The sequence below is a fragment of the Mycolicibacterium monacense genome (assembly GCF_010731575.1).
Lineage (GTDB): Bacteria > Actinomycetota > Actinomycetes > Mycobacteriales > Mycobacteriaceae > Mycobacterium > Mycobacterium monacense.
Genome location: NZ_AP022617.1, coordinates 5,649,952 through 5,676,892, shown reverse-complemented (window position 1 = coordinate 5,676,892; position 26,941 = coordinate 5,649,952). Strand labels below are relative to the sequence as shown.

The following is a 26,941-nucleotide window of genomic DNA, read 5'->3' as shown; positions in this document are numbered from 1 at the left end:
TCCTCTCATGGATGTGTCACCACTCATCGTCGACGTCCTCATCGAGGTCGTACTCCAGCGGCTCCGGCGCGGCCAGCCCGGCCCTCGTGCCGCCACCGCCGCCCGAACCGCGGCCGCCCATCATGCCCATCGGCGCGCCCATACCACCCATACCGCCCATGGCCCCCGCGGCAACCGGCGCGACTCCCCCGACCGCCGCCGAACCGGCGACGACGGGCTCCGCGGGCGCGACGGAGACCGCGTTGGTGCCCACCAGACCCGCCATCAACGGGGTCTGCGCGGAGACCCCGCCTGAACCGGGCAACGACGCCGCCCGCATCATGCCGCCGCCCCCGCCTGCGCCCGACCCGCCGGCCAGCGGATGGTTGGAGAACGACGAGAACGGCAGGCCCGCCGCACCGAGGGAATCGGCCTTCCCGCCCTGACCGAACATCGACGTCAGTTGCTGCAGAGGTTGGGAGAGCTGCTGCAGCGGCTGCATCATCTGCTGCGGCACCTGGCTCACCATCTGGCCGATCTGCTGTGGCAGCTGGCCTGCCATCGACGCCATCTGCATCATCTGCTGCATGCCCTGCTGCGAGCCTTGGCCGCCGGCCTGGCCGGCTTCCTTCGCGGCGCCCTGGGCGGCCTGCTGACCGGGGACGGTCGGCGGGACACCGGGGGTGGGGATGCTGGGCGGCACGCCGAACGAGTTGGCCAGTTCGGTCGAGCTGGCCGTGACCTGCGCGATGTTCTGCGACAGCCCCATTTTGACGCGGGCCTGGACCAGCTGCTGGGTGTTGCTGAACGGCAGCGCCTGGATCGCCTCGCACTCGTGCTGCGTCTCCTGCGCCATCGTGTTCACCATCGTCTTGGTCCGGACGACGGCGACTTCCATCTCGCGCAGTTTGGCCGCGATTGCGGCGGCATGCGCGGCGTTCGCCTCGTGCCCGCCGATGATCGTGCTGGCCTCCCCGGCCGCGGCGACCGCGCCGCCGCCCTCCCAGGCGTCGGAGAGCTTCATCAACTGGCCCTGCTGCTGCGGTACGACGGAACCGCTGAGCTTCGCCGCGAGCGCCTCGTACGAGGCTGCGGCGGCGGCGAGGGTCTCCTCGTCGACGTTCGGCCACCCGGGCCCGGTCACGGTCTGTGAGCCGTACGGGCTGGTGTCCGGCATGATTCCCACGAGCACGGGCCCCCTGTATCCGCGGTCACGACTTCTTCGTCAGCAAACTTTACCGCGTAGCTGGCGGGAGTACCCGCGGGAATTCAGCCGAGGATCAGCCCCGAGGTGGGCACGCCGGTACCCGCGGTGACCAGGACGTGTTCGACCCCGTCGACCTGGTTCACCGACGTGCCGCGCAGTTGGCGCACCCCTTCGGCGATGCCGTTCATCCCGTGGATGTAGGCCTCACCGAGTTGGCCGCCGTGGGTGTTGATCGGCAGCTTGCCGCCGATTTCGATCGCACCGCCGGCGATGAAGTCCTTGGCCTCACCCTTACCGCAGAAGCCCAACTCCTCGAGTTGGATCAGCGTGTACGGGGTGAAGTGATCGTAGAGGACCGCCGTCTGGATGTCGGTGGGCGACAATCCGCTCTGCTCCCACAGTTGGCGCCCGACCAGACCCATCTCCGGCAGTCCGAGTTCCTCGCGGTAATACGAGTACATCGTGAACTGGTCGGCACCTGCGGCCTGGGCGGCTGCCTCGATGACCGCCGGGCGCTGTTTGAGATCCTTGGCGCGCTCCGGGGTGGTCACCACGATCGCGACGCCGCCGTCGGTCTCCTGACAGCAGTCCAGCAGCCGCAGCGGTTCTGCGATCCACCTCGAGTTCTGGTGATCCTCGATGGTGATGGGCTTTCCGTAGAAGTGCGCCTTCGGATTGTTCGCCGCGTGTCTGCGGTCGGCTACCGAGACCGCGCCGAAATCGGCGCTGGTGGCGCCGAATTCGTGCATGTACCGCCGCGCGATCATCGCCACCGACGCGGCCGGCGTGCTCAGGCCGTGCGGATAGGACCAGCTGTACTCCACACCGCGGGAGTCGGCGTTGACCGTCAGGCCGGTCATGACCTGACCGAAGCGGTGCTCCGAACGCTCGTTGAACGCCCGGTACGCCACCACGACCTCGGCCACCCCGGTCGCGATGGCCAGTGCCGCCTGCTGCACGGTGGCGGCCGCCGCCCCTCCGCCGTAACCGATCTGGCTGAAGAACTTCAACTCGCCGATGCCGGTCGAACGTGCGACGGCGGTCTCCAGGTTCGAGTCCATCGTGAAGGTCACCAGGCCGTCGACGTCCGACGGCGCGAGACCGGCGTCGTCGAGCGCATCGAGTACGGCCTCGGCCGCGAGGCGAAGCTCGCTGCGACCCGAGTTCTTGGAGAAGTCGGTCGCGCCGATACCCGCGATCGCGGCCTTTCCGGAGAGCATCAGTGGTCCCCCAAAACGAGTGTCGCCGTGGCGATGACGTGATTTCCGAGACTGTTGGCGCCCACCACCTTCACCGTGGTGACGCCGTCGTCGACGGCGGTGACCTCACCGGTGAACGTGATGGTGTCGTACGCGTACCACGGGACGCCCAGTCGAAGGCCGATCGACTTGATCCGCGCCGACGGTCCGGCCCAGTCGGTCAGGTAGCGCTGCACCAGACCGGTATCGGTGAGGATGTTGACGAAGATGTCCTTGGAGCCCTTGGCCTGCGCCTTGTCCCGGTCGTGGTGCACGTCCTGGTAGTCGCGAGTGGCGATCGCTGTCGACACGATGAACGTCGGGTCACCGTAGATCTGGAGTTCGGGCAGTTTGTGACCCACCTCGACGTGCGGAGCCGCCCCGGCGGCGACATCGGACCCAGGGGCGCTCACCGGGCCGGCTCCCACGCGTACAGCGTCCACGCCGGGCTGACGTCACTGTCGGGGAAATCGATATACGTTGCGCGCACAGGCATTCCGATCTGCACTTCGCTGGGGTCGACGCCCCGCAACTCGCCGAGCATCCGCACACCCTCGTCCAGTTCGACCAGCGCGATCACGAACGGGAGGCTGCGCCCAGGCACCTTCGGCGCGTGGTGCACGACGTAGCTGTAGACCGTGCCGGTCCCGGCGGCCACGACGTAGTCGACCGGGGCGTCCTTGTCGGCCCAGACCGCGGGCACGGGTGGATGCTGCAGCGTCCCGTCCGGGCGCGTCTGGATGCGCAACTCGTGGGCATTGACGCCGTCCCAGAAGAACTGGGTGTCCCTGGACGAGGCGGGCCGCATCAGCTTGTCCGGGTCCAGGTCCTCGGGCACGGCCGGTCGGTCGTCTGCCTTCGGCTTGAACTTCATGATGCGCCAGTTCATCTCGGCGACGGTTTCGCCGCCGTCGACGGTCCAGGTGATGAGCTGGTTGATGAAGTAGCCCTCGCCCAGTGCGGTCTGCTTGGGACCGACCACGTCGGTGATGTCGGCGTGGATGGTGATCTCTTCGCCGGGCTGCAGATACCGGTGGTAGGTCTGCTCACAGTTGGTCGCGACCACCCCGACGTAGCCGGCCTCGTCGAACAGGTTCATCATCTTCGACAGCGGGTCGTCGTCCGAGCGGCCCTGACCCAGGCCGCCCATCGTCCACACCTGGATCATCGCCGGCGGTGCGACGATGCCGGGGTGCCCGGCAGCCTTGGCGGCCTCGTCGTCGACATAGATCGGGTTCTTGTCGCCGATGGCGTCGACCCAGTGGTGGATCATCGGCTGGTTCACCGGATCCCGGCCGGCCCGCGGCTCGCTGCGGCCCTCCGCCTTGATCTTCTCGATGTCGGGCTGGAGATCCGCGCTCACCGCTGTCCCCTGCTCTTCGCGCAAGCGCTCATCGCGGCACCCTCGGCACCTTGAGACCCGACGCCGCGATCATCTCGCGCATGACCTCGTTGACCCCGCCTCCGAAGGTGATGACGAGGTTGCGTTTGGTCTGGCTGTCGAGCCAGCGCAGTAGTTCTGCGGTATCGGGTTCGGCCGGGTTGCCGTAGGCGCCGACGATCTCCTCGGCGAGCCGTCCGATCCGCTGAATGCGTTCTGTCGAAAACACTTTCGTGGCGGCGGCGTCGGCGACCGCGATGGTCTCCCCGGCCGCGGCGACCTGCCAGTTGAGCAGCTCGTTGATCCGCCAGACCGCGCGGATCTCCCCCAGGGCGCGCCGCACGTTGTCGTTCTCGAGCGGCGTCACCCCGTTGGACCCGGGCTTCGACGCCCACGCGTGCACGCGGTCGTAGATGCCGGCCACCTTGCCCGCCGGTCCGAGCATGACGCGCTCGTGGTTGAGCTGGGTGGTGATCAGCTTCCAGCCCGCGTTCTCCTCACCGACGAGCATGTCGGCGGGAACGTGGACGTCGTTGTAGTAGCTGGCGTTGGTGTGGTGGGCGCCGTCGGACAGGATGATCGGCGTCCAGGAGTAGCCGGGATCCTTGGTGTCGACGATCAGGATCGAAATGCCCTTGTGTTTCGCGGCTTCCGGGTCGGTGCGCGCCGCCAGCCAGATGTAGTCGGCGTCGTGGGCGCCGGTGGTCCACATCTTCTGCCCGTTCACGATGTACTCGTCACCGTGCCGCACCGCCGAGGTCCGCAGCGACGCCAGATCGGTGCCGGCCTCGGGTTCGGAGTAGCCGATCGCGAAGTGCACCTCACCGGCGAGGATCGCCGGCAGGAACTTCTTCTTCTGCGCTTCGGTGCCGTACACCTGCAGCGTCGGGCCGACGGTCTGCAACGTGACCGCGGGCAGCGGGACGTCCGCGCGGGCCGCCTCGTTGACGAAGATCGACTGCTCGACGGGGCCGAAACCCAAGCCGCCGAACTCCTTCGGCCAGCCGACGCCGAGCTTGCCGTCGGCGCCCATCCGCTTGATCACCGCGCGGTAGGCCTCGTTGTGCCGGTCGGTCTCCATGGCATCGCGCTCTTCGGGCGAAATGAGCGTCGAGAAGTACTCCCGCAGTTCGGCTTGCAGCCGCCGCTGCTCGGGCGTCAGATCGATGAACATCAAACTCCCACCAGGTCCAGACGATGCGACGGGCCGCCCAGTAACCGGGACAGGTCCTTGATCGTCGAGTAGTAGCGGTCCATCGGGTAGGTGATGTCCATACCCATACCGCCGTGCAGGTGATGGCAGGTCTGCATGACCGGCGGCGCCTGCGAGGTCAGCCAGTACCCGAGCACCTCGAGGTCGTCAGCGGCGTCAAGCCCTTCAGCTAGCCGCCAGACCACCGAATTCGCCGCGAGATCCAATGTGCGAGAAGCGATGTACACCTCGGCAAGCTGCGCGGCGACGGTCTGGAACGTCGACAGCGGACGTCCGAACTGATGCCGGTTGGCGACGTAGTCCGCGGTCAGCCGCAGCGCACCAGCCACCAGCCCGGCGGCGAACGCCCCGGTGGCGGCCAGCGCCAGCGCATTGACACGACGGACCGCCTCCAAACCGGACCCCAGCACATCGGCGTCGTCGACCGCGACGTCGGAGAACGTGACCGCAGCCTCGTCCCCGCCGTTGGAGGTCGGCGTCTCGGTGACCTGCACGCCGTCGGCGGACGCCGACACCACCACGACACCGTTGTCGGTGCTCACCAGGATGTATTCAGCCGCACCGGCATACGGAACTCCGACCTTGGTGCCGTTGAGGCGCCCGCCGGTCAGCGTGGTCGCCGGCCGATCAGGCAGCGCCACACCCGGCTCGTTGAGCGCGGCGGTCAGGATCGCGCCCTTGGCCACGCCTGCGAGGTAGCGGTCCTGCTGTTCGTCGGAAGCCAGATCGAGCAGCGGGACGAGCCCGAGTCCGACCGTGGCGAGCGCCGGGCTGATGGTGCCGCGCCTGCCGATCTCGGTCAGCGCGGTGGCGAGCTCGGCCAAGCCGACGCCGTCCCCGCCGAGGCGTTCCGGCACCCCGAGCGCGGTGACGCCGCCGGAAACCAGGGCGTCCCAAGAGTTGTCACGCTCGAGCACCGCCGTCACCACATCGGCGACAGCCTGCTGCCCCTCGTCTGGACTGAAATCCACCCGAATCCTCCTTGATCCCGGGAAATCCTACTGAGCGACGGGGCACTTCTGTTCGATTGCCGGCCCGCCGGCGCCGGTGTAGTCGACCTGCCAGTGCTTGATGCCGTTGAGCCACCCGGACTTCAGCCGTTCCGGCTGACCGATCGGCTTGAGGTCCGGCATTTTGTCGGCGATCGCATTGAAGATCAGGTTGATCGTCATCTTGGCCAGGTTGGCGCCGATGCAGTAGTGGGCGCCGGTGCCGCCGAACCCGACGTGCGGGTTGGGGTTACGCAGGATGTCGAACTGGTACGGGTTCTCGAAGACCTCTTCGTCGAAGTTCGCCGACCGGTAGGACATCACGACCCGCTGCCCCTTCTTGATCTGTACGCCACCGAGTTCGGTGTCTTCCAGCGCGGTGCGCTGGAAGGCCGATACCGGGGTGGCCCAGCGGACGATCTCGTCGGCGGCGGTCTCCGGCCGTTCCTTCTTGTAGAGCTCCCACTGATCGGGGTTCTGGGAGAACGCGATCATGCCGTGGGTGATCGAGTTGCGGGTGGTCTCGTTGCCGGCCACCGCGAGCATCACCACGAAGAAGCCGAACTCGTCGTCGGAGAGCTTCTCACCGTCGATGTCGGCTTCGATCAACTTGGTGACGATGTCCTCGGTCGGGTTCTTGGCCCGTTCCTCCGCCATCTTCATCGCGTAGGTGATCAGTTCGAACGACGACATCGCCGGGTCGACGTCGGCGTACTCCGGATCCTCACCGGCGGTCATCTCGTTGGACCACCGGAACAGTTTGTCCCGATCGTCCTGCGGCACACCGAGCAGTTCGGCGATGGCCTGCAGCGGCAGCTCGCACGAGACCTGTTCGACGAAGTCGCCGGCGCCTTCGGCGGCAGCGGTCTCGGCGATCTTCTGGGCGCGTGCCCGCAGTTCGTCCTCGAGGCGTCCGACGGCACGGGGGGTGAAACCGCGCGAAATGATCTTGCGCAGGCGGGTGTGCTGCGGTGCGTCCATGTTCAGCAGGACAGCCTTCTGCAGGTCGATCGCATCGCGGGTCATGTCCTGCGGCCACACCGGGATGGCGCCGTCGGGCGAGCTGCCGAAGACGTCGTTGCGCTTGGAGACGTCCTTGACGTCCGCGTGCTTGGTGACGAGCCAGTAGCCTTTGTCACCGAAGCCCCCGGTTCCGCCCGGCACATCCACCCAGTGGACGGGCTCGGATTTGCGCAACTCCGCGAGCTCGGCCACCGGCAGACGCTCGAGGTTGAGATTCGCGTCGAGGAAGTCGAAGTCAGGGGCTATGGGGCACGAGTTAGGGCCTGGCATAGGAAAGCACTCCTCAATTGGAACGTGTTCTAGTGTCAGTAAAACATGCCTCCACCGCAGATGAAAGGCACGGTGGCATCGCTGCTTGTCAGACGAATGAAACGTGTTCTAGCCTGACGCAATGGGCAACCCTGTCATCGTCGAAGCCACCCGCAGTCCGATCGGAAAGCGCAACGGATGGCTGTCCGGACTCCACGCGACCGAACTGTTGGGTGCGGTGCAGAAGGCTCTGGTCGAGAAAGCCGGGATCGATCCGGGCGACGTCGAGCAGCTCATCGGCGGCTGCGTCACCCAGTACGGCGAGCAGTCCAACAACATCACCCGCGTGAGCTGGCTGACCGCGGGGTTGCCCGAGCATGTCGGCGCCACCACGATCGACTGCCAGTGCGGGAGCGCCCAGCAGGCCAACCACCTGGTCGCCGGCCTGATCGCCACCGGCGCCATCGACATCGGTATCGCCTGCGGTATCGAGGCGATGAGCCGGGTCGGGCTCGGCGCGAACGCCGGACCCGACCGCTCGAAGATCCGCGCGGAGTCGTGGGACATCGACATGCCCAACCAGTTCGCGGCCGCCGAACGCATCGCCAAGCGCCGCGGTATCACGCGCGAGGACATCGACCGGCTCGGCTTCGCGTCGCAGGCCAAGGCCAAGCAGGCGTGGGCCGAGAACCGCTTCGACCGGGAGATCTCGCCGATCGTGGCCCCGGTGCTCGACGAGAACAAGCAGCCGACCTCCGAGCGCGCACCGGTGTCCAAGGACCAGGGTCTGCGCGACACCACCCTCGAGGGGCTGGCCCAACTGAAGCCGGTCATGGAAGGCGGAATCCACACCGCGGGCACCTCCTCGCAGATCTCCGACGGCGCCGCCGCGGTGCTGTGGATGGATGAGGACAAGGCGAAGGCGCTGGGATTGAAGCCGCGTGCCCGGATCGTGGCGCAGGCCAACGTCGGCGCGGAGACCTATTACCACCTCGACGGACCCGTCCAGTCGACCGCCAAGGTGCTCGAGAAGGCCGGGATGAAGCTCGGCGACATCGACTTGGTCGAGATCAACGAGGCGTTCGCGTCGGTGGTGTTGTCGTGGGCGCAGGTACACGACGCCGATATGGACAAGGTCAACGTCAACGGCGGCGCGATCGCCCTCGGACATCCGGTGGGCTCCACCGGTGCCCGGTTGATCACCACCGCGCTGCACGAACTCGAACGCACCGGTAAGGGCACCGCGCTGATCACGATGTGCGCGGGCGGGGCCCTGTCGACGGGCACCATCATCGAGCGGATCTGAAGCGCTAGGCAGGCACGATCGCAGGCCGGATCCTCGCCCGGATGTGGTGGATCAGACCATCGGACGCCGGGATCAGGAAGGTCTCGTCGACATGGGCGACCACGCGGCGACCGGCGGCCCTGGCCTTGGTGACGACGGTGAAGGTCGCATGCACCTCATCGCCGACGACGCGGAACGTCCGGTCGGTGGTGGCCGCGATGATCCGGTACTGCGGTCCACCGGTCAGGCTGCGGCGCAGGTGTTTTCCGGAGAACCCGGTCTTGAGCCCGACCTCGATCCGCACGCAGCCCGGCGCGAACGGCACCGCGTCCGCCCGGTGGGTGGCGAGTGCGTCGACGTACGCTTCGGCCGCGGCGATGCGGTCGCTGTCGGAAACAGTGTCCATCCATCGAGCATAGGAGACCCCATGCCGAAGTCACCGCCCACCAGACTGAACTCACCGGCCGCCGACTTCTTCATCAAGTGGATGTCGCGTGGAAACACGTTGGTGTACAAGCTCAGTGGCGGCCGCCTCGGCGGATCCTTCGGTAAGGCACCGGTCGCGCTGTTGACCACCATCGGCCGCAAGACCGGTGAACCGCGGGTCAGCCCGTTGATCTTTCTGCGCGACGGCGAGCGGGTCATCCTGGTCGCGTCCCGCGGCGGCAGCGACAAGCATCCGATGTGGTACCTCAACCTGCGGGCGAATCCCACAGTGCAGGTGCAGATCAGGGATGACGTGCTGACGTTGACCGCGCGGCTCGCCACCGAGGACGAGCACGCGCACTACTGGCCGAAACTGACCGCGATGTACCCGGACTTCGACAGCTACCGATCGTGGACCGACCGGGAGATCCCGATCGTCATCTGCGAACCGTAGTTCCTCAGGCGCCGTAGACCGGCACCGGCGGCCGCGCCTTTGCCAGCAGATCCGCGACGACGGGTCCGAGTTCGGCGGGGTCCCAACGGGCGCCCTTGTCGACCTGCGGCCCGTGGGCCCACCCCTCGGCCACGCGGATCTTGCCGCCTTCGACCTCGAACACCTGCCCGGTGATGTCGCGGGACTCGGTGCTACCCAGCCACACGACCAGCGGGGAGACGTTCTCCGGCGCCATGGCGTCGAAGTCGTTGCCCTGGGTGGACATCATCTCGGCGAACACCGTCTCGGTCATCCGGGTCCGCGCCGACGGCGCAATGGCGTTCACGGTGACGCCGTAGCGGCCCATCTCGGCGGCGGCCACCAGCGTCATGGCCGCGATACCCGCCTTGGCGGCGCTGTAGTTGGCCTGTCCGACGCTGCCCTGCAGGCCGGCACCGGAACTGGTGTTGACGATGCGGGCGTCCACGGTCTTCCCGGCCTTGGACTGTGCGCGCCAGTACGCCGCAGCGTGCTTCATGGTGGCGAAATGCCCCTTGAGGTGCACCGCGATGACCGCGTCGAACTCCTCTTCGCTGGTGTTGGCGAACATCCGGTCCCGCACGATGCCGGCGTTGTTGACCAGGACGTCGAGTCCGCCGAACGAGTCGACCGCCGTTTGGATCAGTCCCTCGGCCTGCGCCCAGTCCGCGACGTTGGCACCGCTGGTGACGGCTTCCCCACCGGCGGCGGTGATCTCGTCGACGACGCTCTGCGCGGCGCTGCCGCCGCCGGCCGGCGATCCGTCCAGGCCGACACCGATGTCGTTGACCACCACGCGCGCGCCTTCGGCGGCGAATGCCAGTGCGTGCGCACGGCCGATGCCGCCGCCCGCACCCGTCACGATGACCACGCGGCCGTCGAGCAGTCCCATATGTGTTGTCTCCTCTTACTTTTTGATGTCGGCGGTGGTGGTCGACAGGTAGTGCGGGGGTTCGCCACCACCGTGCACCTCGAGCGATGCGCCGCTGATGTAGGACGCCGCATCGGAGGCGAGAAACGCCGTCGCCCAGCCGATGTCGTCCGGTTTGGCCAGTCGACCCAACGGCACGTTGCGGGAGATCGCGGCGATCGAGTCGGCGTCACCGTAGAACAGTTCGGCCTGCTCGGTCTCGACCATCCCGACCACGACCGAGTTCACCCGGACCTTGGGCGCCCATTCGACGGCGAGCGTGGTGGTCATGTTCTCCACACCCGCCTTGGCCGCACCGTATGCGACGGTGCCCGGCGTCGGGCGTCTGGCACTGACGCTGGTGATGTTGACGATGGACCCACCCCGCTCCTGGGTCTGCATGACGGCGTTGGCGTGGGTGGAAACCGACAGGGCGCCAAGCAGGTTCAGCTCGACGATCTTCCTGCTGAACTTGGCCGACGCCTCGGCGGCGGGGACGTAGGGCGAACCGCCGGCGTTGTTGATCACCACGTCGAGGCGGCCGTGCGCGCCGACGATCGCGTCGATCAGCGACTTCACCGAGTCGTCGTCGCGGATGTCGCAGGGGTGGAATTCGTAGGGGCTGCCGTCGACCGGCCGACGCGCGCAGGTCACGACCGTGGCGCCCTGAGCTGCGAACACCGCACTGATACCGGCGCCGACACCGCGGACGCCGCCGGTCACCAACACCACTCGGCCGTCGAGTCCCAGTTTGATTCCAGCGGCGTCGCTCACTGTGCTAGCGTACCAAGCAAGTGCTTGCTTAGGTAGAGACCCCCAGGAGTTTGCATGCCGATCACCACAAAGACCGTGGAACCGGGCATCGTCTCGGTCACGGTCGACTACCCGCCCGTCAACGCGATCCCGTCGCGGGGCTGGTTCGAACTCGGCGACACGATCACCGCGGCGGGCCGGGACCGCAGCACCCACGTGGTGATCCTGCGCGCCGAGGGCCGCGGCTTCAACGCCGGTGTCGACATCAAGGAGATGCAGAACACCGAGGGCTTCACGGCGCTCATCGACGCCAATCGCGGTTGTTTCCACGCCTTCCGCGCGGTGTACGAATGCGAGGTTCCCGTCATCGCCGCGGTCAACGGCTTCTGCGTCGGTGGTGGCATCGGTCTGGTCGGCAACGCCGACGTGATCGTCGCCTCCGACGATGCGAAGTTCGGCCTGCCCGAGGTCGAGCGTGGCGCACTGGGTGCGGCCACCCACCTCTCGCGCCTGGTGCCGCAACACATGATGCGCCGCATGTTCTTCACCGCGGCGACCGTGAGCGCCGAGACCCTGCACCACTTCGGTTCGGTACACGAGGTGGTGCCGCGCGAGGACCTGGACGAGTCCGCGCTGCGGGTGGCCCGCGACATCGCGAGCAAGGACACCCGCGTGATCCGCGCCGCCAAGGAAGCCCTCAACTTCATCGACGTCCAGCCGGTCAACGCGAGATACCGCATGGAGCAGGGCTTCACATTCGAGCTGAACCTGGCGGGAGTGTCCGACGAGCACCGCGACGCCTTCGCCGGGACATCGAAGGGCGATACGAAATGACCGATAAGACAACGAGTCTCGACGAGGCCGTCGCCTCCGTCGAGAGCGGGATGACCATCGGCATCGGCGGTTGGGGCTCACGCCGCAAGCCGATGGCGCTCATCCGTGCGCTGCTGCGCACCGATGTCACCGATCTCACCGTCGTCACCTACGGCGGACCGGACCTCGGGCTGCTGTGCTCGGCGAACAAGGTCAAACGGGTCTACTACGGTTTCGTATCGCTGGATTCACCCCCGTTCTACGACCCCTGGTTCTCCAAGGCGCGCACCAGCGGATCGATCGAGGCGCGCGAGATGGACGAGGGCATGCTGCGGTGCGGTCTGCAGGCCGCCGCACAACGCCTGCCGTTCCTGCCGATCCGCGCCGGACTCGGCAGCGACGTCCGCAAGTTCTGGGGCGACGAGCTCAAGACCGTGCGCTCGCCCTATCCGACCGGTCAGGGCTACGAGGAACTGATCGCGATGCCCGCGCTCAACCTCGACGTGGCGCTGGTACACCTCAACGTCGGTGACGCCCAGGGCAACGCCGCCTACACCGGCATCGACCCCTACTTCGACGACCTGTTCCTGATGTCGGCGCAGAAGCGGCTGATGAGCGTCGAGAAGGTGGTGTCCACCGATGAGCTCGTCAAAGCCGTTCCGCCACAGGCGCTGCTGGTGAACCGGATGATGGTCGACTCCGTCGTCGAAGCCCCCAACGGAGCGCACTTCACCACCGCCGAACCGGACTACCGCCGCGACGAGAAGTTCCAGCGGCACTACGCCGAGGCCGCCGGGTCCGACGAGTCCTGGGCCGAGTTCGTCGGCACATACCTTTCGGGCAGCGAGGACGACTACCAGGCCGCGGTCCGGAAGTTCGCCGAAGAGCAGGGAGCCGCGAAATGACCGAGCCGACCCGCGCCGAGGTGTGCGCCGTCGCGTGTGCCGAGCTGTTCCGCGACGCCGGTGAGATCATGGTCAGCCCGATGGCGAACATGGTGTCGATCGGCGCCCGACTCGCACGCCTGACCTTCTCCCCCGACATCCTGCTGACCGACGGTGAGGCCCGCCTGCTGGCGGATACGCCCGCGCTCGGCGCGACGGGCGCCATCGAGGGCTGGATGCCGTTCGGTCGCGTCTTCGAGACGCTGACCTGGGGCCGGCGCCACGTCGTCATGGGCGCCAACCAGATCGACCGCTACGGCAACCAGAACCTGTCGGCCTTCGGCGCGATCCAGCATCCGAAGCGGCAGATGTTCGGTGTGCGCGGCGCACCGGGCAACACCATCAACCACGCCACCAGCTACTGGGTCGGCGGGCACAGCACGAGGGTCTTCGGCGAATCGGTCGACATCGTGTCCGGCGTGGGGTGGGACAAGGTGGACCCCGACAATCCGGCCTACCGGTTCCTCGACGTCTACCGAGTGGTGAGCAATCTGGGCGTCTTCGACTTCAACGGACCCGACCACCAGATGCGCGCGCTGTCACTGCATCCGGGCGTCGAGGCCGAACAGGTCGCCGAGAACACCTCCTTCGAGGTCCACGGCCTGGACACCGCCGAGGTGACCCGCCTGCCCTCCGACGAGGAGCTGCGCCTGATCCGTGAGGTGATCGATCCGAAGTCCCTGCGCGACAGGGAAATCCGATCGTGACCCGGCTGCGGACCCCGCTGACCGAACTGGTCGGCATCGAACACCCCGTGGTGCAGACCGGGATGGGCTGGGTGGCCGGGGCGCGTCTGGTGTCGGCGACGTCGAACGCCGGCGGGCTGGGCATCCTGGCCTCGGCGACCATGACGCTCGAGGAACTGCAGACGGCGGTGACCAAGGTCAAGGCCGCCACGGACAAACCGTTCGGCATCAACATCCGGGCCGACGCCGGTGATGCGAACGACCGCGTCGACCTGCTGATCCGCGAGGGCGTGAAGGTCGCGTCGTTCGCGCTGGCGCCGAAACCCGACCTGATCGCGAAGCTCAAGGAGGCGGGTGTCGTCGTCATCCCGTCGGTCGGGCTCGCCAAGCACGCCAAGAAGGTCGCCTCGTGGGGCGCCGACGCAGTCATCGTGCAGGGCGGTGAAGGCGGTGGCCACACCGGGCCGATCGCGACGACGCTGCTGCTGCCTTCGGTCCTCGACGCCGTCGCCGACACCGGCATGCCGGTGATCGCCGCGGGCGGCTTCTTCGACGGGCGCGGGCTCGCAGCGGCCCTGTCGTACGGTGCCGCCGGAGTCGCCATGGGTACCCGCTTCCTCCTGACGTCGGATTCGACGGTGCCCGACGCGGTCAAACAGCGTTATCTGCAGGCCGCTCTCGACGGCACGGTCGTCTCCACCCGCGTCGACGGGATGCCGCACCGCGTGTTGCGGACCGGACTGGTGGAGAAGCTCGAGAGCGGTTCACCGGTACGGGGTTTCGCCGCGGCGGTGGGCAACGCCCAGAAGTTCAAGAAGATGTCCGGGATGACGTGGCGGTCGATGGTCAAGGACGGCCTGGCAATGCGGCACGGCAAGGAACTCACCTGGGCGCAGGTCGTGATGGCGGCCAACACCCCCATGCTCCTCAAGGCCGGGTTGGTCGAGGGCAACACCGACGCCGGTGTGCTGGCGTCGGGTCAGGTCGCCGGGATTCTCGACGATCTGCCGTCGTGCGCTGAACTGGTGCCCTCGATCGTCGACGACGCCGTCAAGCACCTCAGGGCGGCCGCGGCGCTGATCGAGTGATCATCTATGAAGCAAATAGCTGAATTTGGTCAAAATGAAGCTATGATCTTCATATGGCGGAAGTTAAGCCTGAGCCTTCAATAACGGCCGCGGTGATCGGCGACGTCGTCGCCTCCCGAAGCGCCCCCGACCGGCGCGCACTCCACCGCGACCTCAGTGGTGCACTCCGTGATGCCGGGTTCGCGTTCACCGTCGGCGACGAGTTCCAGGGCACCCATCCCAGCGTCGGCGCCGCGATCGACGCCGCTCTGACCGTGCGCCTCGCCGTCGCACCGGACATCGACATCCGGTTCGGCATCGGCTGGGGACAGGTCACCGTCCTCGACACCGAGACCGGCATCCAGGACGGTCCGGGCTGGTGGGCGGCGCGCGAGGCGATCGAATGGACCGCATCGGCGCAGCGACAATCGGGCCTCGCGGCGGTACGCACGTCGTATCGCCGGGCCGCGGACGTCACCGGACCGAACGTGGACGCCGTCAACGCCGCCCTGCTGTGTCGGGACCACCTGCTTGGATCACTCGATGACCGATCACTGAGGATCCTGAAGGGCCTGTTGAGCAACCACACCAAGAAGGACATCGCCGCCGCCGAGCACGTCAGCGCCTCGGCGGTGTCCCAGCGCGCGGGCCGCGACGGGCTCGACCTGCTCGTGCTGACCTCGACCTACCTGCGCGGTGTCCGGTGAGCGCGCTGGCCGTCCTGCTGATCGCGATCGGCCTCGCCGACGTGTTCCGGCGGGTCACGCACCGCGAATGGCTGCCCGTCCTGATCGTCCCCGCCGCGGTCGTGGCGTGCGCGCTGCTGGCCGGCCTGTGGCACCGCGGCGACCTCCCGCTACTCGTGATCGCCGCGGCCGCAGGAATGGCGTGGGAGGTTCTCGGCGCCCGGGCGGAGCGCACCGGTCGACGGCAGTGGGCGCCGCTGATCGTGCTGGCCGCGGCCGCCGCGACGCTGGTCGTGCTGTCGGGATGGGCCTCGGAGGTCACCGGACTCGTGGGCCGGTGGTCGGAATGGACCCAGCTCCCCGCGGTCGGCGCGGTCAGCCCGGACCGGCTGCTGATGGTCGTGGCCGTCATCCTGCTGCAATTGGTCACGGGTAACCAGCTGGTGCGGCTGGTGCTGGCGTCGGTCGGCGCGGTCAAACCCGCAGGCCAACCGCAGGCGTCGGACCGGCTCAAGGGCGGCCGGCTGCTCGGGCCGATGGAGCGGCTGCTGATCCTCGGCCTCGGCCTGGCCGGGCAGTTGGCCGCCGCCACCGCCGTCGTCGCCGCCAAGAGCATCATCCGCTTCCCGGAGATCAACGCGCAGAAGGCCGCCGCGCAGATCAAGGAGGCGAATGGCAACGGTGACTTGAGGATCGGCATCGACGAAGTGACCGAATACTTCCTGGTGGGCAGTTTCGCCAGCTGGATCGTCGCGCTCGGCGGGTTGGCGCTCGCGCAATAACCGCATTCCCCCGTGATCTGCGCCGGTCCGTTCATACACTCCCGGCATGAAGACCAACGCGGCGATTCTGTGGGAGTACGGGGGCGACTGGACGGTCGAGGAGATCGATCTCGATCCGCCGGGCGACGGTGAGGTGCTGGTGTCCTGGGAGGCCACCGGACTGTGCCACTCCGACGAGCACATCCGCACCGGCGACCTCCCCGCCCCGCTGCCGCTGATCGGTGGCCACGAGGGTGCCGGCATCGTGCGCGAGGTCGGGCCCGGTGTCGTCGGGCTGGCCCCCGGCGATCATGTCGTCGCGTCGTTCCTGCCCGCGTGTGGCCGGTGCCGGTTCTGCTCGACCGGCCACCAGAATCTGTGCGATCTCGGCGCGATGATCATGGCAGGCACCCAACTCGACGGCACCTACCGCAGGCACGTCCGCGGGCAGGACGTCGGCGTGATGGCGCTGGTCGGCACGTTCTCGCAGTACGGCACCGTTCCCGAAGCGTCGATCGTCAAGATCGACGACGACCTGCCGTTGGCGCGGGCCTGTCTCCTCGGTTGCGGCGTCACCACCGGCTGGGGTTCGGCGGTCAACACCGCCGACGTGTCGCCCGGCGACACCGTCGTCATCATCGGCCTCGGCGGGATCGGCAGCGGTGCCGTCCAGGGTGCGCGGCTGGCCGGCGCCGAGAAGATCGTCGTCATCGAACCGGTGGAATCGAAACGGGAACTGGCCTTCCGGTTCGGCGCCACGCACTTCGTCACCACGATGGAGGAGGCCAACGCGCTGGTCGCCGACCTGACCCGCGGGGTGATGGCCGACTCGGCGATCCTGACCGTCGGCCTGCTGGAGGGCTCGATGCTCGAGGACGCCGCCAACATCATCCGCAAGGGCGGTGCCGTCGTGATGACGGCGCTGTCGACGATGGCCGACAACCAGCCGACCCTGGGCATGATGATGTTCACGCTGTTCCAGAAGCGACTGCTGGGCAGCCTCTACGGCGAGGCCAACCCCCGCGCCGACATCCCGCGGCTGCTGTCGCTGTACCGCGAGGGCAAGCTACTTCTCGACGAGACCGTCACCCACGAGTACAAACTCGCCGAGGTCAACGAGGGGTACGAGGACATGCGCGCGGGACGAAACATCCGCGGCGTGATCCTGCACGACCACTGAGTTTCCCCATGAGCAGACGCAAATGTCCCTAAAATAGCGGTGTTTCGGGTACTTTTGCGTCTGCTCGGCAGGGGTCTGTGCTCAGAGACGTTCGATGATCGTGACGTTGGCGGTGCCGCCGCCCTCGCACATCGTCTGCAGACCGTAGCGGCCACCCGTGCGCTCGAGTTCGTTGAGCATCGTGGCGAACAGCTTGGCGCCCGTCGCACCGAGCGGGTGCCCGAGCGCGATCGCCCCACCGTTCGGGTTCACCTTCTCCGGATCGGCCTTGAGCTCCTTGAGCCACGCGATCACCACCGGCGCGAACGCCTCGTTGATCTCCACCACGTCGATGTCGTCGATCGACAGCCCGGTCTTGTCCAGCGCGTAGCGGGTCGCGGGGATCGGGCCGGTCAGCATGAACACCGGATCGGCACCGCGGGCGCTGATGTGGTGGATGCGGGCGCGCGGCTTGAGGTTATGAGCCTTCACTGCGTCTTCGGAGGCCAGCAGCACCGCACTCGCACCGTCCGAGATCTGGCTGGCGACAGCGGCGGTAAGCCGGCCACCTTCGGACAGCGGCTTGAGCGAGGCCAGCTTCTCCAGCGTCGACTCCCGCGGACCCTCGTCGACCCCGAAGTCGCCCACCGGGATGATCTCGTTGTCGAAGTGGCCGCCACGGATGGCGGCGAACGCCCGCTGGTGGCTGGTGTAGGCGAACTGCTCCATCTCCTCGCGGGAGATGTCCCACTTCTCGGCGATCATCTCCGCGCCGCGGAACTGCGAGATCTCCTGGTCGCCGTAGCGGTGCCGCCAGTTCTCCGACTCACCGGTCGGCGAGGTGAAGCCGAACTCCTTGCCCACCACCATCGCCGACGCGATCGGGATCTGGCTCATGTTCTGCATACCGCCGGCCAGGATGATGTCGGCGGTGCCCGACATGATGGCCTGCGCGCCGAACGAGATGGCCTGCTGGCTGGACCCGCACTGGCGGTCGACGGTCACCCCCGGCACCTCTTCGGGGTAGCCGGCGGCGAGCCACGCGTTGCGGCCGATGTTGCCCGCCTGCCCACCCAGTGCGTCCACGCAACCGACGATCACGTCGTCCACGGCACCCGGGTCGACGTCGACGCGGTCGAAGATGCCGCGGAACGCGTGCACGCCCAGATCGATCGGGTGCACGTGGGCCAGCGAGCCGCCGCGCTTGCCGATGGGGGTCCGCACAGCGTCGATGACATACGCCGTCGAGGTTGGCACTGCCATGATGTCATTCTCCTTCGGATGCTGATGGTGAACGCTCTTCGCGCAAGCGCTCATCGCCGGCGGTGATTCCGCCGAGGACTATGGAAAGGTATTGGCGGCCAACCTCTTCGGCCGTGAGCGGGCCACCCGGTTGGTACCAGCGGACCGAGACCCAGGTGGTGTCCCGGATGAAGCGGTAGATCAGGTCGACGTCGATGTCCGGCCGGAAGTAGCCCTCCGCGATGCCCTGGTTGAGCACCTCGACCCACATCTTGCGCTGCTCCCGGTTGCGCTCCTCGACATACGAGAACCGCGGCTGCGACGAGAGCCGCTTGGCCTCGTCCTGGTAGATGACCACCTGCGCGTGTCGAGTCGCGATCGCCTCGAAGGACGCCATGAACAGCCCCTTGAGCCGTTCGAGCGGATTCGGTTCGGTGGCCACGATCTGGTGGTACCGCTCGAACAGCCAGTCCAGGAAGCCGCGCAACAGTTCGTCGATCATCTCCTCCTTGGAGGAGAAGTGGTGGTACAGGCTGCCCGACAGGATGCCCGCCGAGTCGGCGATGTCGCGCACCGTGGTGGCCCGCAGCCCGCGCTCGGCGAACATCGTCGCGGCGAGCTCGAGGAGCTCGTCGCGACGGGTCGGCGGCTGGCCGGCTGCGGAGGTGCTCACGGGTGCTGGCTCGAAACCGAGATGACCTCGCCGGTCAGGTAACTCGAGTAGTCGCTGGCGAGGAAGGCGATGGTGGCCGCCACCTCCCACGGTTCGGCCGCGCGGCCGAACGCCTCACCCTCGGCGAGCCGGTCGAGCAGATCCGACGAACTCGTCTTCTCCAGGAATTTGTGCCGGGCGATGCTGGGCGAGACGGCGTTGATGCGCACCCCGTACTCGACGGCCTCGATCGCACTGCACCGGGTGAGAGCCATGACGCCGGCCTTGGCCGCGGCGTAGTGCGACTGCGAATGCTGTGCGCGCCAACCCAGGACGCTGGCGTTGTTGACGATCACGCCGCCGTGCTCGGCGTCGCGGAAGTAGCGCAGCGCGGCGCGGGTGGCGCGCATGACGGAGGTGAGGGTGACGTTCATGACGCGGTCCCACTCGTCGTCGGTCATGTCGACCACCGGTGTCTGACCGCCGAGGCCGGCGTTGTTGACGAGAACGTCGAGCCGTCCGGCCTTTTCGACGGTGGAGGTGATGAGGGCGTCGACGGCTTCGGTGGACGTGACATCGCACACCACCGCGTCGACCTTCCCGAGCCCGAGTTCGGTGAGCTGGTCCCGGGTCTCGTTCAGGCGGCGCTCGTGGTAGTCGGAGATGACGACGTCGGCGCCTTCGAGTAGCGCACGCCGCGCCGTCGTCGACCCGATGCCGGTGCCGGCGGCGGCGGTCACGAGTACGACCTTGCCCGCCAGGAGACCGTGGCCATCGATCTCCTTCGGCGCGACGGAAAGATCGCTCATCCTTTTGACTCCCTCGGTAGGCCGAGCACGCGCTCGGCGATGATGTTGCGCTGCACCTCGTTCGAGCCGCCGTAGATGGTGTCGGCGCGCGAGAACAGGTACAGCCGCTGCCATTCGTCGAAGTCGCCGTCTTTCAGGGTCAGGCCCGCCATACCCTCGATGTCCATCGCGATCTCGCCGAGTTCGCGATGCCAGTTGGCCCACAACAGCTTCGAGATATTATCTTGCCCCGGCTGTTCGACGTCCATTGTCGCCAGCGCGTAGGACCGCATCGTGCGCAGGCCGACCCACGACCGGGTGAGCCGCTCGCGGATCAGCGGATCGTCGGCGGCACCGGTCCTCTTCGCGAGTTCCGCGATGCCGGACAGTTCGCGGGCGTACTCGATCTGCTGGCCGAGTGTGGACACACCGCGTTCGAAGGTGAGCGTGCCCATCGCGACGCGCCAGCCGTCGCCGGGCTCCCCCACGACGAGGGACGCGTCGGTGCGGGCATCGTCGAAGAACACCTCGTTGAACTCGGAGTCGCCGGTCAGCTGGATGATCGGCCGCACCTCGACACCGGGCTGGTCCAGCGGCACCAGCAGATAGGACAGCCCGGCGTGCCGCTTGGACCCCTTCTCGGTGCGGGCGACGACGAAGCACCACTGCGCCCAGTGCGCCAGCGACGTCCACACCTTCTGTCCATTGATGAGCCAGTGCTCGCCCTCCTCATCGAGCACCGCGGTGGTCGCGACGTTGGCGAGGTCACTGCCCGCCCCGGGCTCCGAATAGCCCTGGCACCACAGCTCGGTCACTTCGACGATCTTCGGCAGGAACCGCTGCTGCTGTTCGGGCGTGCCGTAGGCGATGAGCGTGGGGCCGAGCAGTTCCTCGCCGAAGTGGTTGACCTTCGCCGGGGCGTTGGCGATCGCGTACTCCTCGTAGAACGCGACGCGGTGCGCGACCGACAGACCGCGCCCGCCGTGCTCGACCGGCCACCCCAGACAGGTCAGACCGGCCGCGGCGAGATGACGGTTCCACGCCAGCCGCTCTTCGAACGCCTCGTGTTCACGGCCGGGTCCGCCCAGCCCCTTGAGCGCGGCGTATTCGCCGACCAGGTTGTCGGCGAGCCACTGCCGGACCTCGGCCCGGAACTCCTGGACCTCTATCACCCCTGTAGGCTAACCTACCAAGCACTTGCTTTGTTAGAGGGAGCATCGATGACGACCGCCCCGAGGACGATCCCTGCCGTTCTCGACCGGATTGCAGAGCAGTTCTCCGACCACGAGGCCGTGGTCACGGACGATCGCCGCCTGACCTACGCGCAGCTGCGTGACGAGGTGCGCCGGGCCGCCGCGGCGATGATCGACCTCGGCATCGCCGCGGGTGACCGCGTCGCGATCTGGTCACCGAACACCTGGCACTGGGTCGTCGCAGCCCTGGCCACGACCTACGCCGGCGGCGTCGTCGTCCCGCTCAACACCCGCTACACCGCAAGCGAGGCGAGCGACATCCTCGCCCGCACCGCCGCGCCCCTGTTGATCACGGCAGGGAAGTTCCTCGGCGCGGACCGGTCGGCCGACCTCGACCGCTCGGCGCTGCCGGCACTTCGTCACATCGTGCGAGTGCCGATCGAGACAGCCGACGGTACATGGGACGACTTCGTCTCGCGCGGAACGGATCTCGCTGCGGCCGACGCGCGGGCCGCGGCCGTCCGCCCCGACGACGTGGCCGACATCCTGTTCACCTCGGGGACCACGGGACGCAGCAAGGGTGTGCTGTGCGCGCACCGTCAGTCCCTGGACGCGCCCGCGGCGTGGGCGGAGTGCGGACAGCTCACCAGCTCCGACCGGTATCTGTGCATCAACCCGTTCTTCCACAACTTCGGATACAAGGCCGGGATTCTGACCTGCCTGCAGACCGGGGCCACGCTGATCCCGCAGCTGACGTTCGATCCCGAGAAGGCGATGGCCGCCGTCGCCGAACAGCGGATCACCGTGCTTCCCGGCCCCCCGACGATCTACCAGACCATCCTCGACCACCCGAAACGCGCCGAGTACGACCTGACGTCGCTGCGATTCGCGGTCACCGGCGCCGCCGTCGTCCCCGTCGTGCTGATCGAGCGGATGCAGTCCGAACTCGACATCGACATCGTGCTGACCGCCTACGGGCTGACCGAGGCGAGTGGCTTCGGCACGATGTGCCGGGCCGACGACGACGCGGTCACCGTCGCCACCACCTGCGGACGGCCGATCGCCGGCTTCGAACTGCGCATCGGCGATTCGGGCGAGGTGCTGCTGCGCGGGCCGAACGTGATGCTCGGCTATCTCGACGACCCGGAGGCCACCGCGGCCGCGATCGACCCCGACGGCTGGCTGCACACCGGCGACGTCGGCACCGTCGACGAACGCGGCAACCTGCGGATCACCGACCGGCTCAAGGACATGTACATCTGCGGCGGCTTCAACGTCTATCCCGCGGAGATCGAACAGGTCCTCGCCCGCCTCGACGGGGTCGCCGAATCGGCCGTGATCGGGGTGCCCGACGAGCGGCTCGGTGAGGTCGGCAAGGCCTTCGTCGTCGCCAAACCGGGTGCGAACCTCGACGAACAGGCCGTGATCGCCTACGCGCGTGACCATCTCGCGAATTTCAAGACGCCGCGGTCGGTGGAATTCCTCGACGTGCTGCCCCGCAACCCGGGCGGCAAGGTCGTCAAACCGCTCCTGAGGAAGAGAGCCTGAATGGACCTGACGTTCGACGACGCGACCGAGGACTTCCGCGCCGAGGTGCGCGAGTTCCTGGCCGCTCACCGCGACGACTTCCCGACGAAGTCCTACGACTGCGCCGAAGGGTTCGAGCAGCACCGGCGCTGGGACAAGGTGCTCTTCGACGCCGACCTGTCGGTGATCAGCTGGCCGGAGCGCTACGGCGGCCGCGATGCGACGCTGCTGCAGTGGATCGCATTCGAGGAGGAGTACTTCCGCGCCGGCGCCCCCGGACGCGCGAGCGCCAACGGGACCTCGATGCTGGCGCCGACACTGTTCGCCCACGGCACCGAGGAGCAGCTGGACCGGGTGCTGCCGAAGATGGCCAGCGGCGAGGAGATCTGGGCGCAGGCGTGGTCGGAGCCGGAGTCGGGTAGCGATCTGGCCTCACTGCGGTCGACGGCGACGCGGACGGACGGGGGCTGGCTGCTCAACGGGCAGAAGATCTGGAGCTCCCGGGCCGTGTTCGGCGACCGCGCGTTCGGACTGTTCCGCTCCGATCCGGAGGCGCAGCGGCACAAGGGTTTGACGTACGTCATGTTCGACCTGAAGGCCGAGGGGGTGACCGTCCGCCCGATCGCCCAGCTCGGCGGCGACACCGGGTTCGGCGAGATCTTCCTCGACGACGTGTTCGTTCCCGGCGCCGACGTCATCGGTGAGGTCAACGACGGCTGGCGTGCCGCGATGAGCACGTCGAGCAACGAGCGCGGTATGTCGCTGCGCAGCCCGGCGCGATTCCTCGCCCCCGCCGAACGGCTGGTGGCCGAATGGAAGAAGGACCGCGACCCGGCGTACGCCGAGCGGGTCGCCGATGCGTGGATCAAGGCGCAGGCCTACCGGCTGCACACCTTCGGGACCGTCACACGCGTTGCCGCGGGCGGTGAGCTCGGCGCGGAATCGTCGGTGACCAAGGTGTTCTGGTCCGATCTCGACGTCGCGCTGCACCAGACGGCGCTCGATCTCCGAGGCGCGGACGGTGAACTCGCCGACCTTCCCGCACGCGAGGAGGACCCATACAACTGGACCGACGGGCTGCTGTTCGCGCTCGGCGGGCCGATCTACGCCGGCACCAACGAGATTCAGCGCAACATCATCGCCGAGCGGTTGCTGGGTCTGCCCCGTGAGCCGAAAGGGCAAGCCAAGTGAACTTCGAACTCGACGATCAGCAGCGCGATTTCGCCGCGAGCATCGATGCCGCGCTGGGCGCCGCCGACGTCCCCGCCGCGGTCCGGGCGTGGTCCGAAGGTGACACCGCCCACGGCCGCAAGGTGTGGGCCACGCTCGCCGACCTCGGGGTGACCGCACTGATGGTCGCCGAGGAATACGACGGCATCGACGCCACGCCGGTCGACCTGGTGGTCGCCGCCGAACGGCTGGGCCGCTGGTGTGTTCCCGGTCCGGTGGTGGAATCCGTTGCGGTGGCCCCTGTTCTGTTGCGCGGTGACGAGCGCAGCGCGGCGCTGGCCGCAGGCGAACTGGTCGTCACCGTCGCACTGCCCCCGCACGTGCCGCGCGCACTCGATGCCGACAGTGCCGGACTGGTGCTGCTCGCACAGGACGGCTCGGTCAGCGAGGCCACCGCCGCCACGCAGCACGAGTCCGTGGACCCCGCGCGAAAGCTGTTCGAGGTCACCGCATCAGGTGCCGTGCGGGAGGCGGACGTGGACCGCGCGTTCGAGTTCGGTGTGCTCGCGACCGCGGCCCAACTCGTCGGCGCGGCGCAGGCCATGCTCGACCAGTCGGTGGACTACGCCAAACAGCGCCACCAGTTCGGCCGGGCGATCGGTTCGTACCAGGCGATCAAGCACAAACTGGCCGACGTGCACATCGCCGTCGAGCTGGCCCGGCCACTGGTGTACGGCGCCGCGTTGTCGCTCGGTGACGGCTCCCCCGACACCGCCCGCGATGTCAGCGCCGCGAAGGTGGCCGCATCCGACGCCGCGATGCTGGCGGCCCGATCGGCACTGCAGACGCACGGCGCGATCGGCTTCACCCACGAACACGACCTGTCCCTGTGGCTGCTGCGCGTGCAGGCCCTGCGCTCTGCGTGGGGATCCCCGACGTGGCACCGCACACGGGTTCTGGAGGCCTTCTGATGAGCGAAGAACGCGAACTGCTGCGGGAGACCGTCGCCGCCCTGGTGGACAAGCACGCATCGCCCGCGGCCGTGCGCGAGGCGATGACCTCCGAGCGCGGCTACGACGAGTCGCTGTGGACGCTGCTGTGCGAGCAGGTCGGAGCGGCCGCGTTGGTGGTACCCGAGGAGCTCGGCGGCGCCGGCGGCGAACTCGGGGACGCGGCAGTGGTGCTGGAGGAGCTGGGGCGCAACCTCGTCCCGACACCGTTGCTCGGCACGACGCTGGCCGAACTGGCGCTGCTGTCGTCCGACGAACCGGACGCCGATGCGCTCGCGGGGCTCGCCGCGGGCGAGCAGGTCGGTGCGGTCGTGTTCGACCCCGGGTACGTGGTGAACGGGGACATCGCCGACGTCGTGATCGGCGTCTCGGACGGGCAGCTCAGCCGCTGGACGTCGTTCGAGGCGCACCCCCTGGACGCGATGGATCTGACCCGCCGGCTCGCCCGGGTGGAGCCGGGCGACACGGTCGCGATCGGCGCCGATCCGGGGCTGGCGGACACCGCGGCGCTGCTGACGGCCGCCGAGCAGATCGGCGCGGCCACCCGGTGCCTGGAGCTGACCGTCGCGTACACCAAGGACCGGGTGCAGTTCGGCAGGCCGATCGGCAGCTTCCAGGCGCTCAAGCACCGCATGGCCGACCTGTACGTCAAGGTGCAGTCCGCCAAGGCCGTCGTCGACGAGGCGCTGGCCGAGCCCTCCCCGGTGTCAGCGGCACTCGCCCGGTTCTCGGCGAGCGAGGCGTTCACCGCGGTGGCGGCCGAGGCGGTGCAGATGCACGGCGGCATCGCGATCACCTGGGAAAGCGACATCCAGCTGTACTTCAAGCGGGCCCACGCCAGTGCCCAACTGCTCGGCCCGCCCCGCGAGCAGCTTCGCCGCCTCGAGACACAAGTGTTCTAGCCTCGATCTGATGAGCGGAGCCCACGCACAACGCACCGAGCCGCGGGACGTGGCCCTACGCGCCGGCATCCCGCCGTTCTACGTGATGGACGTCTGGCTGGCCGCCGCGGAACGGCAACGCACCCACGGCGACCTGGTCAACCTGTCGGCCGGCCAACCGAGCGCCGGCGCGCCGACGGCGGTGCGCGAGGCCGCCATCGCAGCGCTGCAGGAGAACCAACTGGGCTACACCGTCGCGCTCGGCATCCCGGAACTGCGCGAGGCGATCGCCGCACGGTACGCCGACCAGTTCGGCCTGACGGTCGGGCTCGACGACGTCGTGCTGACCACCGGGTCGTCGGGCGGATTCCTGCTCGCGTTCCTGGCGTGCTTCGACGTGGGTGACCGGGTGGCGATCGCCAGCCCCGGCTACCCCTGCTACCGCAACATCCTGACCGCGCTCGGGTGCGAGGTCGTCGAGATCCCCTGCGGTGCGGACACCCGTTTCCAACCCACCGCCGCGATGCTCGCCGAACTCGATCCGCCGGTGCAGGGCGTGATCGTGGCAAGCCCCGCCAACCCCACCGGCACGGTCATCGCGCCCGCTGAACTCGCCGCGATCGCCACCTGGTGTGAGGCGACCGGCACCCGGCTGATCAGCGACGAGGTCTACCACGGACTCGTCTACGACGGCGCCCCGCCGATCAGCTGCGCGTGGCAGACCTCGCGCAAAGCCGTGGTGGTCAACAGCTTTTCCAAGTACTACGCGATGACCGGGTGGCGGCTGGGCTGGCTGCTGGTGCCGCAGGAACTGCGCCGCGCCGTCGACCGGCTCACCGGCAACTTCACTATCTGCCCGCCCGCGCTGGCTCAGCACGCCGCGGTGGCCGCGTTCACCCCGGAGTCGACCGCGGAGGCCGACGGTCTGCTGGCCCACTACGCCGAGAACCGGCGGCTGTTGCTCGACGGGCTGCGCGCCATCGGCATCAGCCGGCTGGCGCCCGCCGACGGCGCGTTCTACGTCTACGCCGATGTCTCGCATCTGACCGACGCCTCGTTGTCGTTCTGCGCGAAGCTGCTGGCCGACACCGGAGTCGCGATCGCACCCGGTATCGACTTCGACACCGTGCACGGCAACTCGTTCGTCAGGCTGTCGTTCGCCGGGCCGACGGCCGACATCACCGAGGCGTTGAGCCGCATCGGGGGCTGGCTGCGCTGACTTGTCGGGTTGTCGGTG

Annotated in this window: 28 protein-coding genes; 14 read left to right on the top strand and 14 right to left on the bottom strand. The window is 68.1% G+C overall.

Translation table 11 applies throughout. The annotated features are described in order from the left end of the window. Nucleotides 1-16: 16 nt before the first annotated feature. The 7 genes from G6N49_RS27275 to G6N49_RS27245 form a co-directional block, all read right to left on the bottom strand. Nucleotides 17-1,165 carry a hypothetical protein gene (locus tag G6N49_RS27275; RefSeq protein ID WP_011857151.1) on the bottom strand — a complete coding sequence of 383 codons (1,149 nt, stop codon included), beginning with the start codon at nucleotides 1,163-1,165 and terminating at the stop codon, nucleotides 17-19. Between the two features lie 83 nt (nucleotides 1,166-1,248). Beyond that, nucleotides 1,249-2,406 carry a 17-hydroxy-3-oxo-4-pregnene-20-carboxyl-CoA lyase gene (locus G6N49_RS27270; RefSeq protein WP_011857152.1) on the bottom strand — a complete coding sequence of 386 codons (1,158 nt, stop codon included), beginning with the start codon at nucleotides 2,404-2,406 and terminating at the stop codon, nucleotides 1,249-1,251. Beyond that, a complete protein-coding gene (locus G6N49_RS27265; RefSeq protein ID WP_011857153.1) occupies nucleotides 2,406-2,837 on the bottom strand; it encodes a MaoC family dehydratase in 432 nt (143 codons plus the stop codon). The genes G6N49_RS27270 and G6N49_RS27265 overlap by 1 nt, the downstream gene beginning before the upstream one ends. Then, nucleotides 2,834-3,787, bottom strand: coding sequence for a bifunctional MaoC family dehydratase N-terminal/OB-fold nucleic acid binding domain-containing protein (locus tag G6N49_RS27260; RefSeq protein WP_011857154.1), 954 nt, complete (start codon nucleotides 3,785-3,787; stop codon nucleotides 2,834-2,836). Before G6N49_RS27260 ends, G6N49_RS27265 begins: the two co-directional genes overlap by 4 nt. Before the next feature lie 28 nt (nucleotides 3,788-3,815). Continuing rightward, nucleotides 3,816-4,979, bottom strand: coding sequence for an acyl-CoA dehydrogenase FadE29 (fadE29, locus tag G6N49_RS27255; RefSeq protein WP_011857155.1), 1,164 nt, complete (start codon nucleotides 4,977-4,979; stop codon nucleotides 3,816-3,818). Then, a complete protein-coding gene (locus G6N49_RS27250; protein ID WP_011857156.1) occupies nucleotides 4,979-5,989 on the bottom strand; it encodes an acyl-CoA dehydrogenase family protein in 1,011 nt (336 codons plus the stop codon). The genes fadE29 and G6N49_RS27250 overlap by 1 nt, the downstream gene beginning before the upstream one ends. Nucleotides 5,990-6,016: 27 nt before the next feature. Continuing rightward, complete coding sequence (locus G6N49_RS27245; RefSeq protein WP_011857157.1) at nucleotides 6,017-7,300, bottom strand: cytochrome P450; 1,284 nt, start codon at nucleotides 7,298-7,300, stop codon at nucleotides 6,017-6,019. Nucleotides 7,301-7,421: 121 nt separating this feature from the next. Between G6N49_RS27245 and G6N49_RS27240 the strand changes: the two genes are divergently transcribed. Then, nucleotides 7,422-8,585, top strand: a complete 1,164-nt coding sequence (locus G6N49_RS27240) for a steroid 3-ketoacyl-CoA thiolase (RefSeq protein ID WP_011857158.1) — start codon at nucleotides 7,422-7,424, stop codon at nucleotides 8,583-8,585. 4 nt (nucleotides 8,586-8,589) lie between these two features. Here the strand turns inward: G6N49_RS27240 and G6N49_RS27235 are convergent, their stop codons facing one another. Then, on the bottom strand, nucleotides 8,590-8,970 hold the full coding sequence (locus G6N49_RS27235; protein WP_011857159.1) for a DUF8021 domain-containing protein: 381 nt from the start codon (nucleotides 8,968-8,970) through the stop codon (nucleotides 8,590-8,592). A gap of 21 nt (nucleotides 8,971-8,991) precedes the next feature. Here G6N49_RS27235 and G6N49_RS27230 point away from each other — a divergent pair, with 21 nt between their 5' ends. After that, entirely contained in the window at nucleotides 8,992-9,444 is a 453-nt protein-coding gene (locus G6N49_RS27230) for a nitroreductase family deazaflavin-dependent oxidoreductase (protein WP_011857160.1), read from the top strand. A gap of 4 nt (nucleotides 9,445-9,448) precedes the next feature. On the opposite strand, the gene G6N49_RS27225 is transcribed toward G6N49_RS27230, so the two are convergent. Both G6N49_RS27225 and G6N49_RS27220 read right to left on the bottom strand, forming a co-directional pair. Beyond that, a complete protein-coding gene (locus G6N49_RS27225; protein WP_011562058.1) occupies nucleotides 9,449-10,354 on the bottom strand; it encodes an SDR family oxidoreductase in 906 nt (301 codons plus the stop codon). Nucleotides 10,355-10,369: 15 nt separating this feature from the next. Continuing rightward, on the bottom strand, nucleotides 10,370-11,146 hold the full coding sequence (locus tag G6N49_RS27220; protein WP_041925172.1) for an SDR family oxidoreductase: 777 nt from the start codon (nucleotides 11,144-11,146) through the stop codon (nucleotides 10,370-10,372). Nucleotides 11,147-11,200: 54 nt separating this feature from the next. Here G6N49_RS27220 and echA20 point away from each other — a divergent pair, with 54 nt between their 5' ends. Genes echA20 through G6N49_RS27185 form a run of 7 tightly spaced genes read left to right on the top strand, consistent with a single transcriptional unit; the run spans nucleotide 11,201 to nucleotide 17,262 of the window. Next, nucleotides 11,201-11,959, top strand: coding sequence for a (7aS)-7a-methyl-1,5-dioxo-2,3,5,6,7,7a-hexahydro-1H-indene-carboxyl-CoA hydrolase (gene echA20 / locus G6N49_RS27215; RefSeq protein ID WP_011857162.1), 759 nt, complete (start codon nucleotides 11,201-11,203; stop codon nucleotides 11,957-11,959). Continuing rightward, on the top strand, nucleotides 11,956-12,843 hold the full coding sequence (gene ipdA / locus G6N49_RS27210; protein WP_011857163.1) for a cholesterol ring-cleaving hydrolase subunit IpdA: 888 nt from the start codon (nucleotides 11,956-11,958) through the stop codon (nucleotides 12,841-12,843). The genes echA20 and ipdA overlap by 4 nt, the downstream gene beginning before the upstream one ends. Beyond that, nucleotides 12,840-13,589, top strand: coding sequence for a cholesterol ring-cleaving hydrolase subunit IpdB (ipdB, locus tag G6N49_RS27205; protein WP_011562062.1), 750 nt, complete (start codon nucleotides 12,840-12,842; stop codon nucleotides 13,587-13,589). Before ipdA ends, ipdB begins: the two co-directional genes overlap by 4 nt. Continuing rightward, entirely contained in the window at nucleotides 13,586-14,656 is a 1,071-nt protein-coding gene (gene ipdC / locus G6N49_RS27200) for a (3aS,4S,5R,7aS)-5-hydroxy-7a-methyl-1-oxo-octahydro-1H-indene-4-carboxyl-CoA dehydrogenase (RefSeq protein ID WP_011562063.1), read from the top strand. Before ipdB ends, ipdC begins: the two co-directional genes overlap by 4 nt. Before the next feature lie 53 nt (nucleotides 14,657-14,709). Then, on the top strand, nucleotides 14,710-15,342 hold the full coding sequence (locus G6N49_RS27195; protein ID WP_011857164.1) for a SatD family protein: 633 nt from the start codon (nucleotides 14,710-14,712) through the stop codon (nucleotides 15,340-15,342). Beyond that, nucleotides 15,339-16,103, top strand: a complete 765-nt coding sequence (locus G6N49_RS27190; RefSeq protein WP_011857165.1) for a hypothetical protein — start codon at nucleotides 15,339-15,341, stop codon at nucleotides 16,101-16,103. Before G6N49_RS27195 ends, G6N49_RS27190 begins: the two co-directional genes overlap by 4 nt. Before the next feature lie 46 nt (nucleotides 16,104-16,149). After that, nucleotides 16,150-17,262, top strand: a complete 1,113-nt coding sequence (locus G6N49_RS27185) for an NDMA-dependent alcohol dehydrogenase (protein WP_011562066.1) — start codon at nucleotides 16,150-16,152, stop codon at nucleotides 17,260-17,262. A gap of 81 nt (nucleotides 17,263-17,343) precedes the next feature. On the opposite strand, the gene fadA6 is transcribed toward G6N49_RS27185, so the two are convergent. Genes fadA6 through ipdE1 form a run of 4 tightly spaced genes read right to left on the bottom strand, consistent with a single transcriptional unit; the run spans nucleotide 17,344 to nucleotide 21,095 of the window. Continuing rightward, nucleotides 17,344-18,504: a steroid 3-ketoacyl-CoA thiolase FadA6 gene (gene fadA6 / locus G6N49_RS27180; protein ID WP_011562067.1), complete on the bottom strand. Its 1,161-nt coding sequence runs from the start codon at nucleotides 18,502-18,504 to the stop codon at nucleotides 17,344-17,346. 4 nt (nucleotides 18,505-18,508) lie between these two features. After that, nucleotides 18,509-19,156: a TetR family transcriptional regulator KstR2 gene (gene kstR2 / locus G6N49_RS27175; protein ID WP_011857166.1), complete on the bottom strand. Its 648-nt coding sequence runs from the start codon at nucleotides 19,154-19,156 to the stop codon at nucleotides 18,509-18,511. Then, entirely contained in the window at nucleotides 19,153-19,944 is a 792-nt protein-coding gene (gene ipdF / locus G6N49_RS27170) for a (5R,7aS)-5-hydroxy-7a-methyl-1-oxo-2,3,5,6,7,7a-hexahydro-1H-indene-carboxyl-CoA reductase (protein WP_011562069.1), read from the bottom strand. The genes kstR2 and ipdF overlap by 4 nt, the downstream gene beginning before the upstream one ends. After that, the gene (gene ipdE1 / locus G6N49_RS27165; protein ID WP_011562070.1) at nucleotides 19,941-21,095 is read right to left on the bottom strand and encodes an acyl-CoA dehydrogenase IpdE1; all 1,155 of its coding nucleotides are present in this window, start codon (nucleotides 21,093-21,095) and stop codon (nucleotides 19,941-19,943) included. Before ipdE1 ends, ipdF begins: the two co-directional genes overlap by 4 nt. Before the next feature lie 48 nt (nucleotides 21,096-21,143). Between ipdE1 and fadD3 the strand changes: the two genes are divergently transcribed. The 5 genes from fadD3 to G6N49_RS27140 are packed head-to-tail and all read left to right on the top strand — an operon-like array spanning nucleotide 21,144 to nucleotide 26,923. Then, complete coding sequence (fadD3, locus tag G6N49_RS27160) at nucleotides 21,144-22,664, top strand: 3-((3aS,4S,7aS)-7a-methyl-1,5-dioxo-octahydro-1H-inden-4-yl)propanoate--CoA ligase FadD3 (protein ID WP_011562071.1); 1,521 nt, start codon at nucleotides 21,144-21,146, stop codon at nucleotides 22,662-22,664. Next, nucleotides 22,665-23,834 (top strand): acyl-CoA dehydrogenase family protein, encoded by a 1,170-nt coding sequence (locus tag G6N49_RS27155; protein ID WP_011857167.1) that lies wholly within the window; start codon nucleotides 22,665-22,667, stop codon nucleotides 23,832-23,834. It begins immediately after the preceding gene. Beyond that, nucleotides 23,831-24,784 (top strand): acyl-CoA dehydrogenase family protein, encoded by a 954-nt coding sequence (locus tag G6N49_RS27150; RefSeq protein ID WP_011857168.1) that lies wholly within the window; start codon nucleotides 23,831-23,833, stop codon nucleotides 24,782-24,784. The genes G6N49_RS27155 and G6N49_RS27150 overlap by 4 nt, the downstream gene beginning before the upstream one ends. Beyond that, complete coding sequence (gene ipdE2 / locus G6N49_RS27145; RefSeq protein WP_011562074.1) at nucleotides 24,784-25,725, top strand: acyl-CoA dehydrogenase IpdE2; 942 nt, start codon at nucleotides 24,784-24,786, stop codon at nucleotides 25,723-25,725. The genes G6N49_RS27150 and ipdE2 overlap by 1 nt, the downstream gene beginning before the upstream one ends. 10 nt (nucleotides 25,726-25,735) lie before the next feature. Continuing rightward, the gene (locus G6N49_RS27140; protein ID WP_011562075.1) at nucleotides 25,736-26,923 is read left to right on the top strand and encodes a pyridoxal phosphate-dependent aminotransferase; all 1,188 of its coding nucleotides are present in this window, start codon (nucleotides 25,736-25,738) and stop codon (nucleotides 26,921-26,923) included. The last annotated feature ends 18 nt before the right edge of the window (nucleotides 26,924-26,941 follow it).

Excerpts from the sequence above, each read along its gene's own strand:
- fadA6 (WP_011562067.1), bottom strand. The coding sequence starts at position 18,504 with ATGGCAGTGCCAACCTCGACGGCGTATGTCATCGACGCTGTGCGGACC.
- G6N49_RS27235 (WP_011857159.1), bottom strand. The coding sequence starts at position 8,970 with ATGGACACTGTTTCCGACAGCGACCGCATCGCCGCGGCCGAAGCGTAC.
- G6N49_RS27240 (WP_011857158.1), top strand. The coding sequence starts at position 7,422 with ATGGGCAACCCTGTCATCGTCGAAGCCACCCGCAGTCCGATCGGAAAG.
- fadE29 (WP_011857155.1), bottom strand. The coding sequence starts at position 4,979 with ATGTTCATCGATCTGACGCCCGAGCAGCGGCGGCTGCAAGCCGAACTG.
- G6N49_RS27155 (WP_011857167.1), top strand. The coding sequence starts at position 22,665 with ATGGACCTGACGTTCGACGACGCGACCGAGGACTTCCGCGCCGAGGTG.
- G6N49_RS27225 (WP_011562058.1), bottom strand. The coding sequence starts at position 10,354 with ATGGGACTGCTCGACGGCCGCGTGGTCATCGTGACGGGTGCGGGCGGC.
- ipdE2 (WP_011562074.1), top strand. The coding sequence starts at position 24,784 with ATGAGCGAAGAACGCGAACTGCTGCGGGAGACCGTCGCCGCCCTGGTG.
- G6N49_RS27195 (WP_011857164.1), top strand. The coding sequence starts at position 14,710 with ATGGCGGAAGTTAAGCCTGAGCCTTCAATAACGGCCGCGGTGATCGGC.
- echA20 (WP_011857162.1), top strand. The coding sequence starts at position 11,201 with ATGCCGATCACCACAAAGACCGTGGAACCGGGCATCGTCTCGGTCACG.
- ipdB (WP_011562062.1), top strand. The coding sequence starts at position 12,840 with ATGACCGAGCCGACCCGCGCCGAGGTGTGCGCCGTCGCGTGTGCCGAG.
- G6N49_RS27270 (WP_011857152.1), bottom strand. The coding sequence starts at position 2,406 with ATGCTCTCCGGAAAGGCCGCGATCGCGGGTATCGGCGCGACCGACTTC.
- G6N49_RS27230 (WP_011857160.1), top strand. The coding sequence starts at position 8,992 with ATGCCGAAGTCACCGCCCACCAGACTGAACTCACCGGCCGCCGACTTC.
- G6N49_RS27245 (WP_011857157.1), bottom strand. The coding sequence starts at position 7,300 with ATGCCAGGCCCTAACTCGTGCCCCATAGCCCCTGACTTCGACTTCCTC.
- ipdF (WP_011562069.1), bottom strand. The coding sequence starts at position 19,944 with ATGAGCGATCTTTCCGTCGCGCCGAAGGAGATCGATGGCCACGGTCTC.
- G6N49_RS27140 (WP_011562075.1), top strand. The coding sequence starts at position 25,736 with ATGAGCGGAGCCCACGCACAACGCACCGAGCCGCGGGACGTGGCCCTA.
- fadD3 (WP_011562071.1), top strand. The coding sequence starts at position 21,144 with ATGACGACCGCCCCGAGGACGATCCCTGCCGTTCTCGACCGGATTGCA.
- G6N49_RS27185 (WP_011562066.1), top strand. The coding sequence starts at position 16,150 with ATGAAGACCAACGCGGCGATTCTGTGGGAGTACGGGGGCGACTGGACG.
- ipdA (WP_011857163.1), top strand. The coding sequence starts at position 11,956 with ATGACCGATAAGACAACGAGTCTCGACGAGGCCGTCGCCTCCGTCGAG.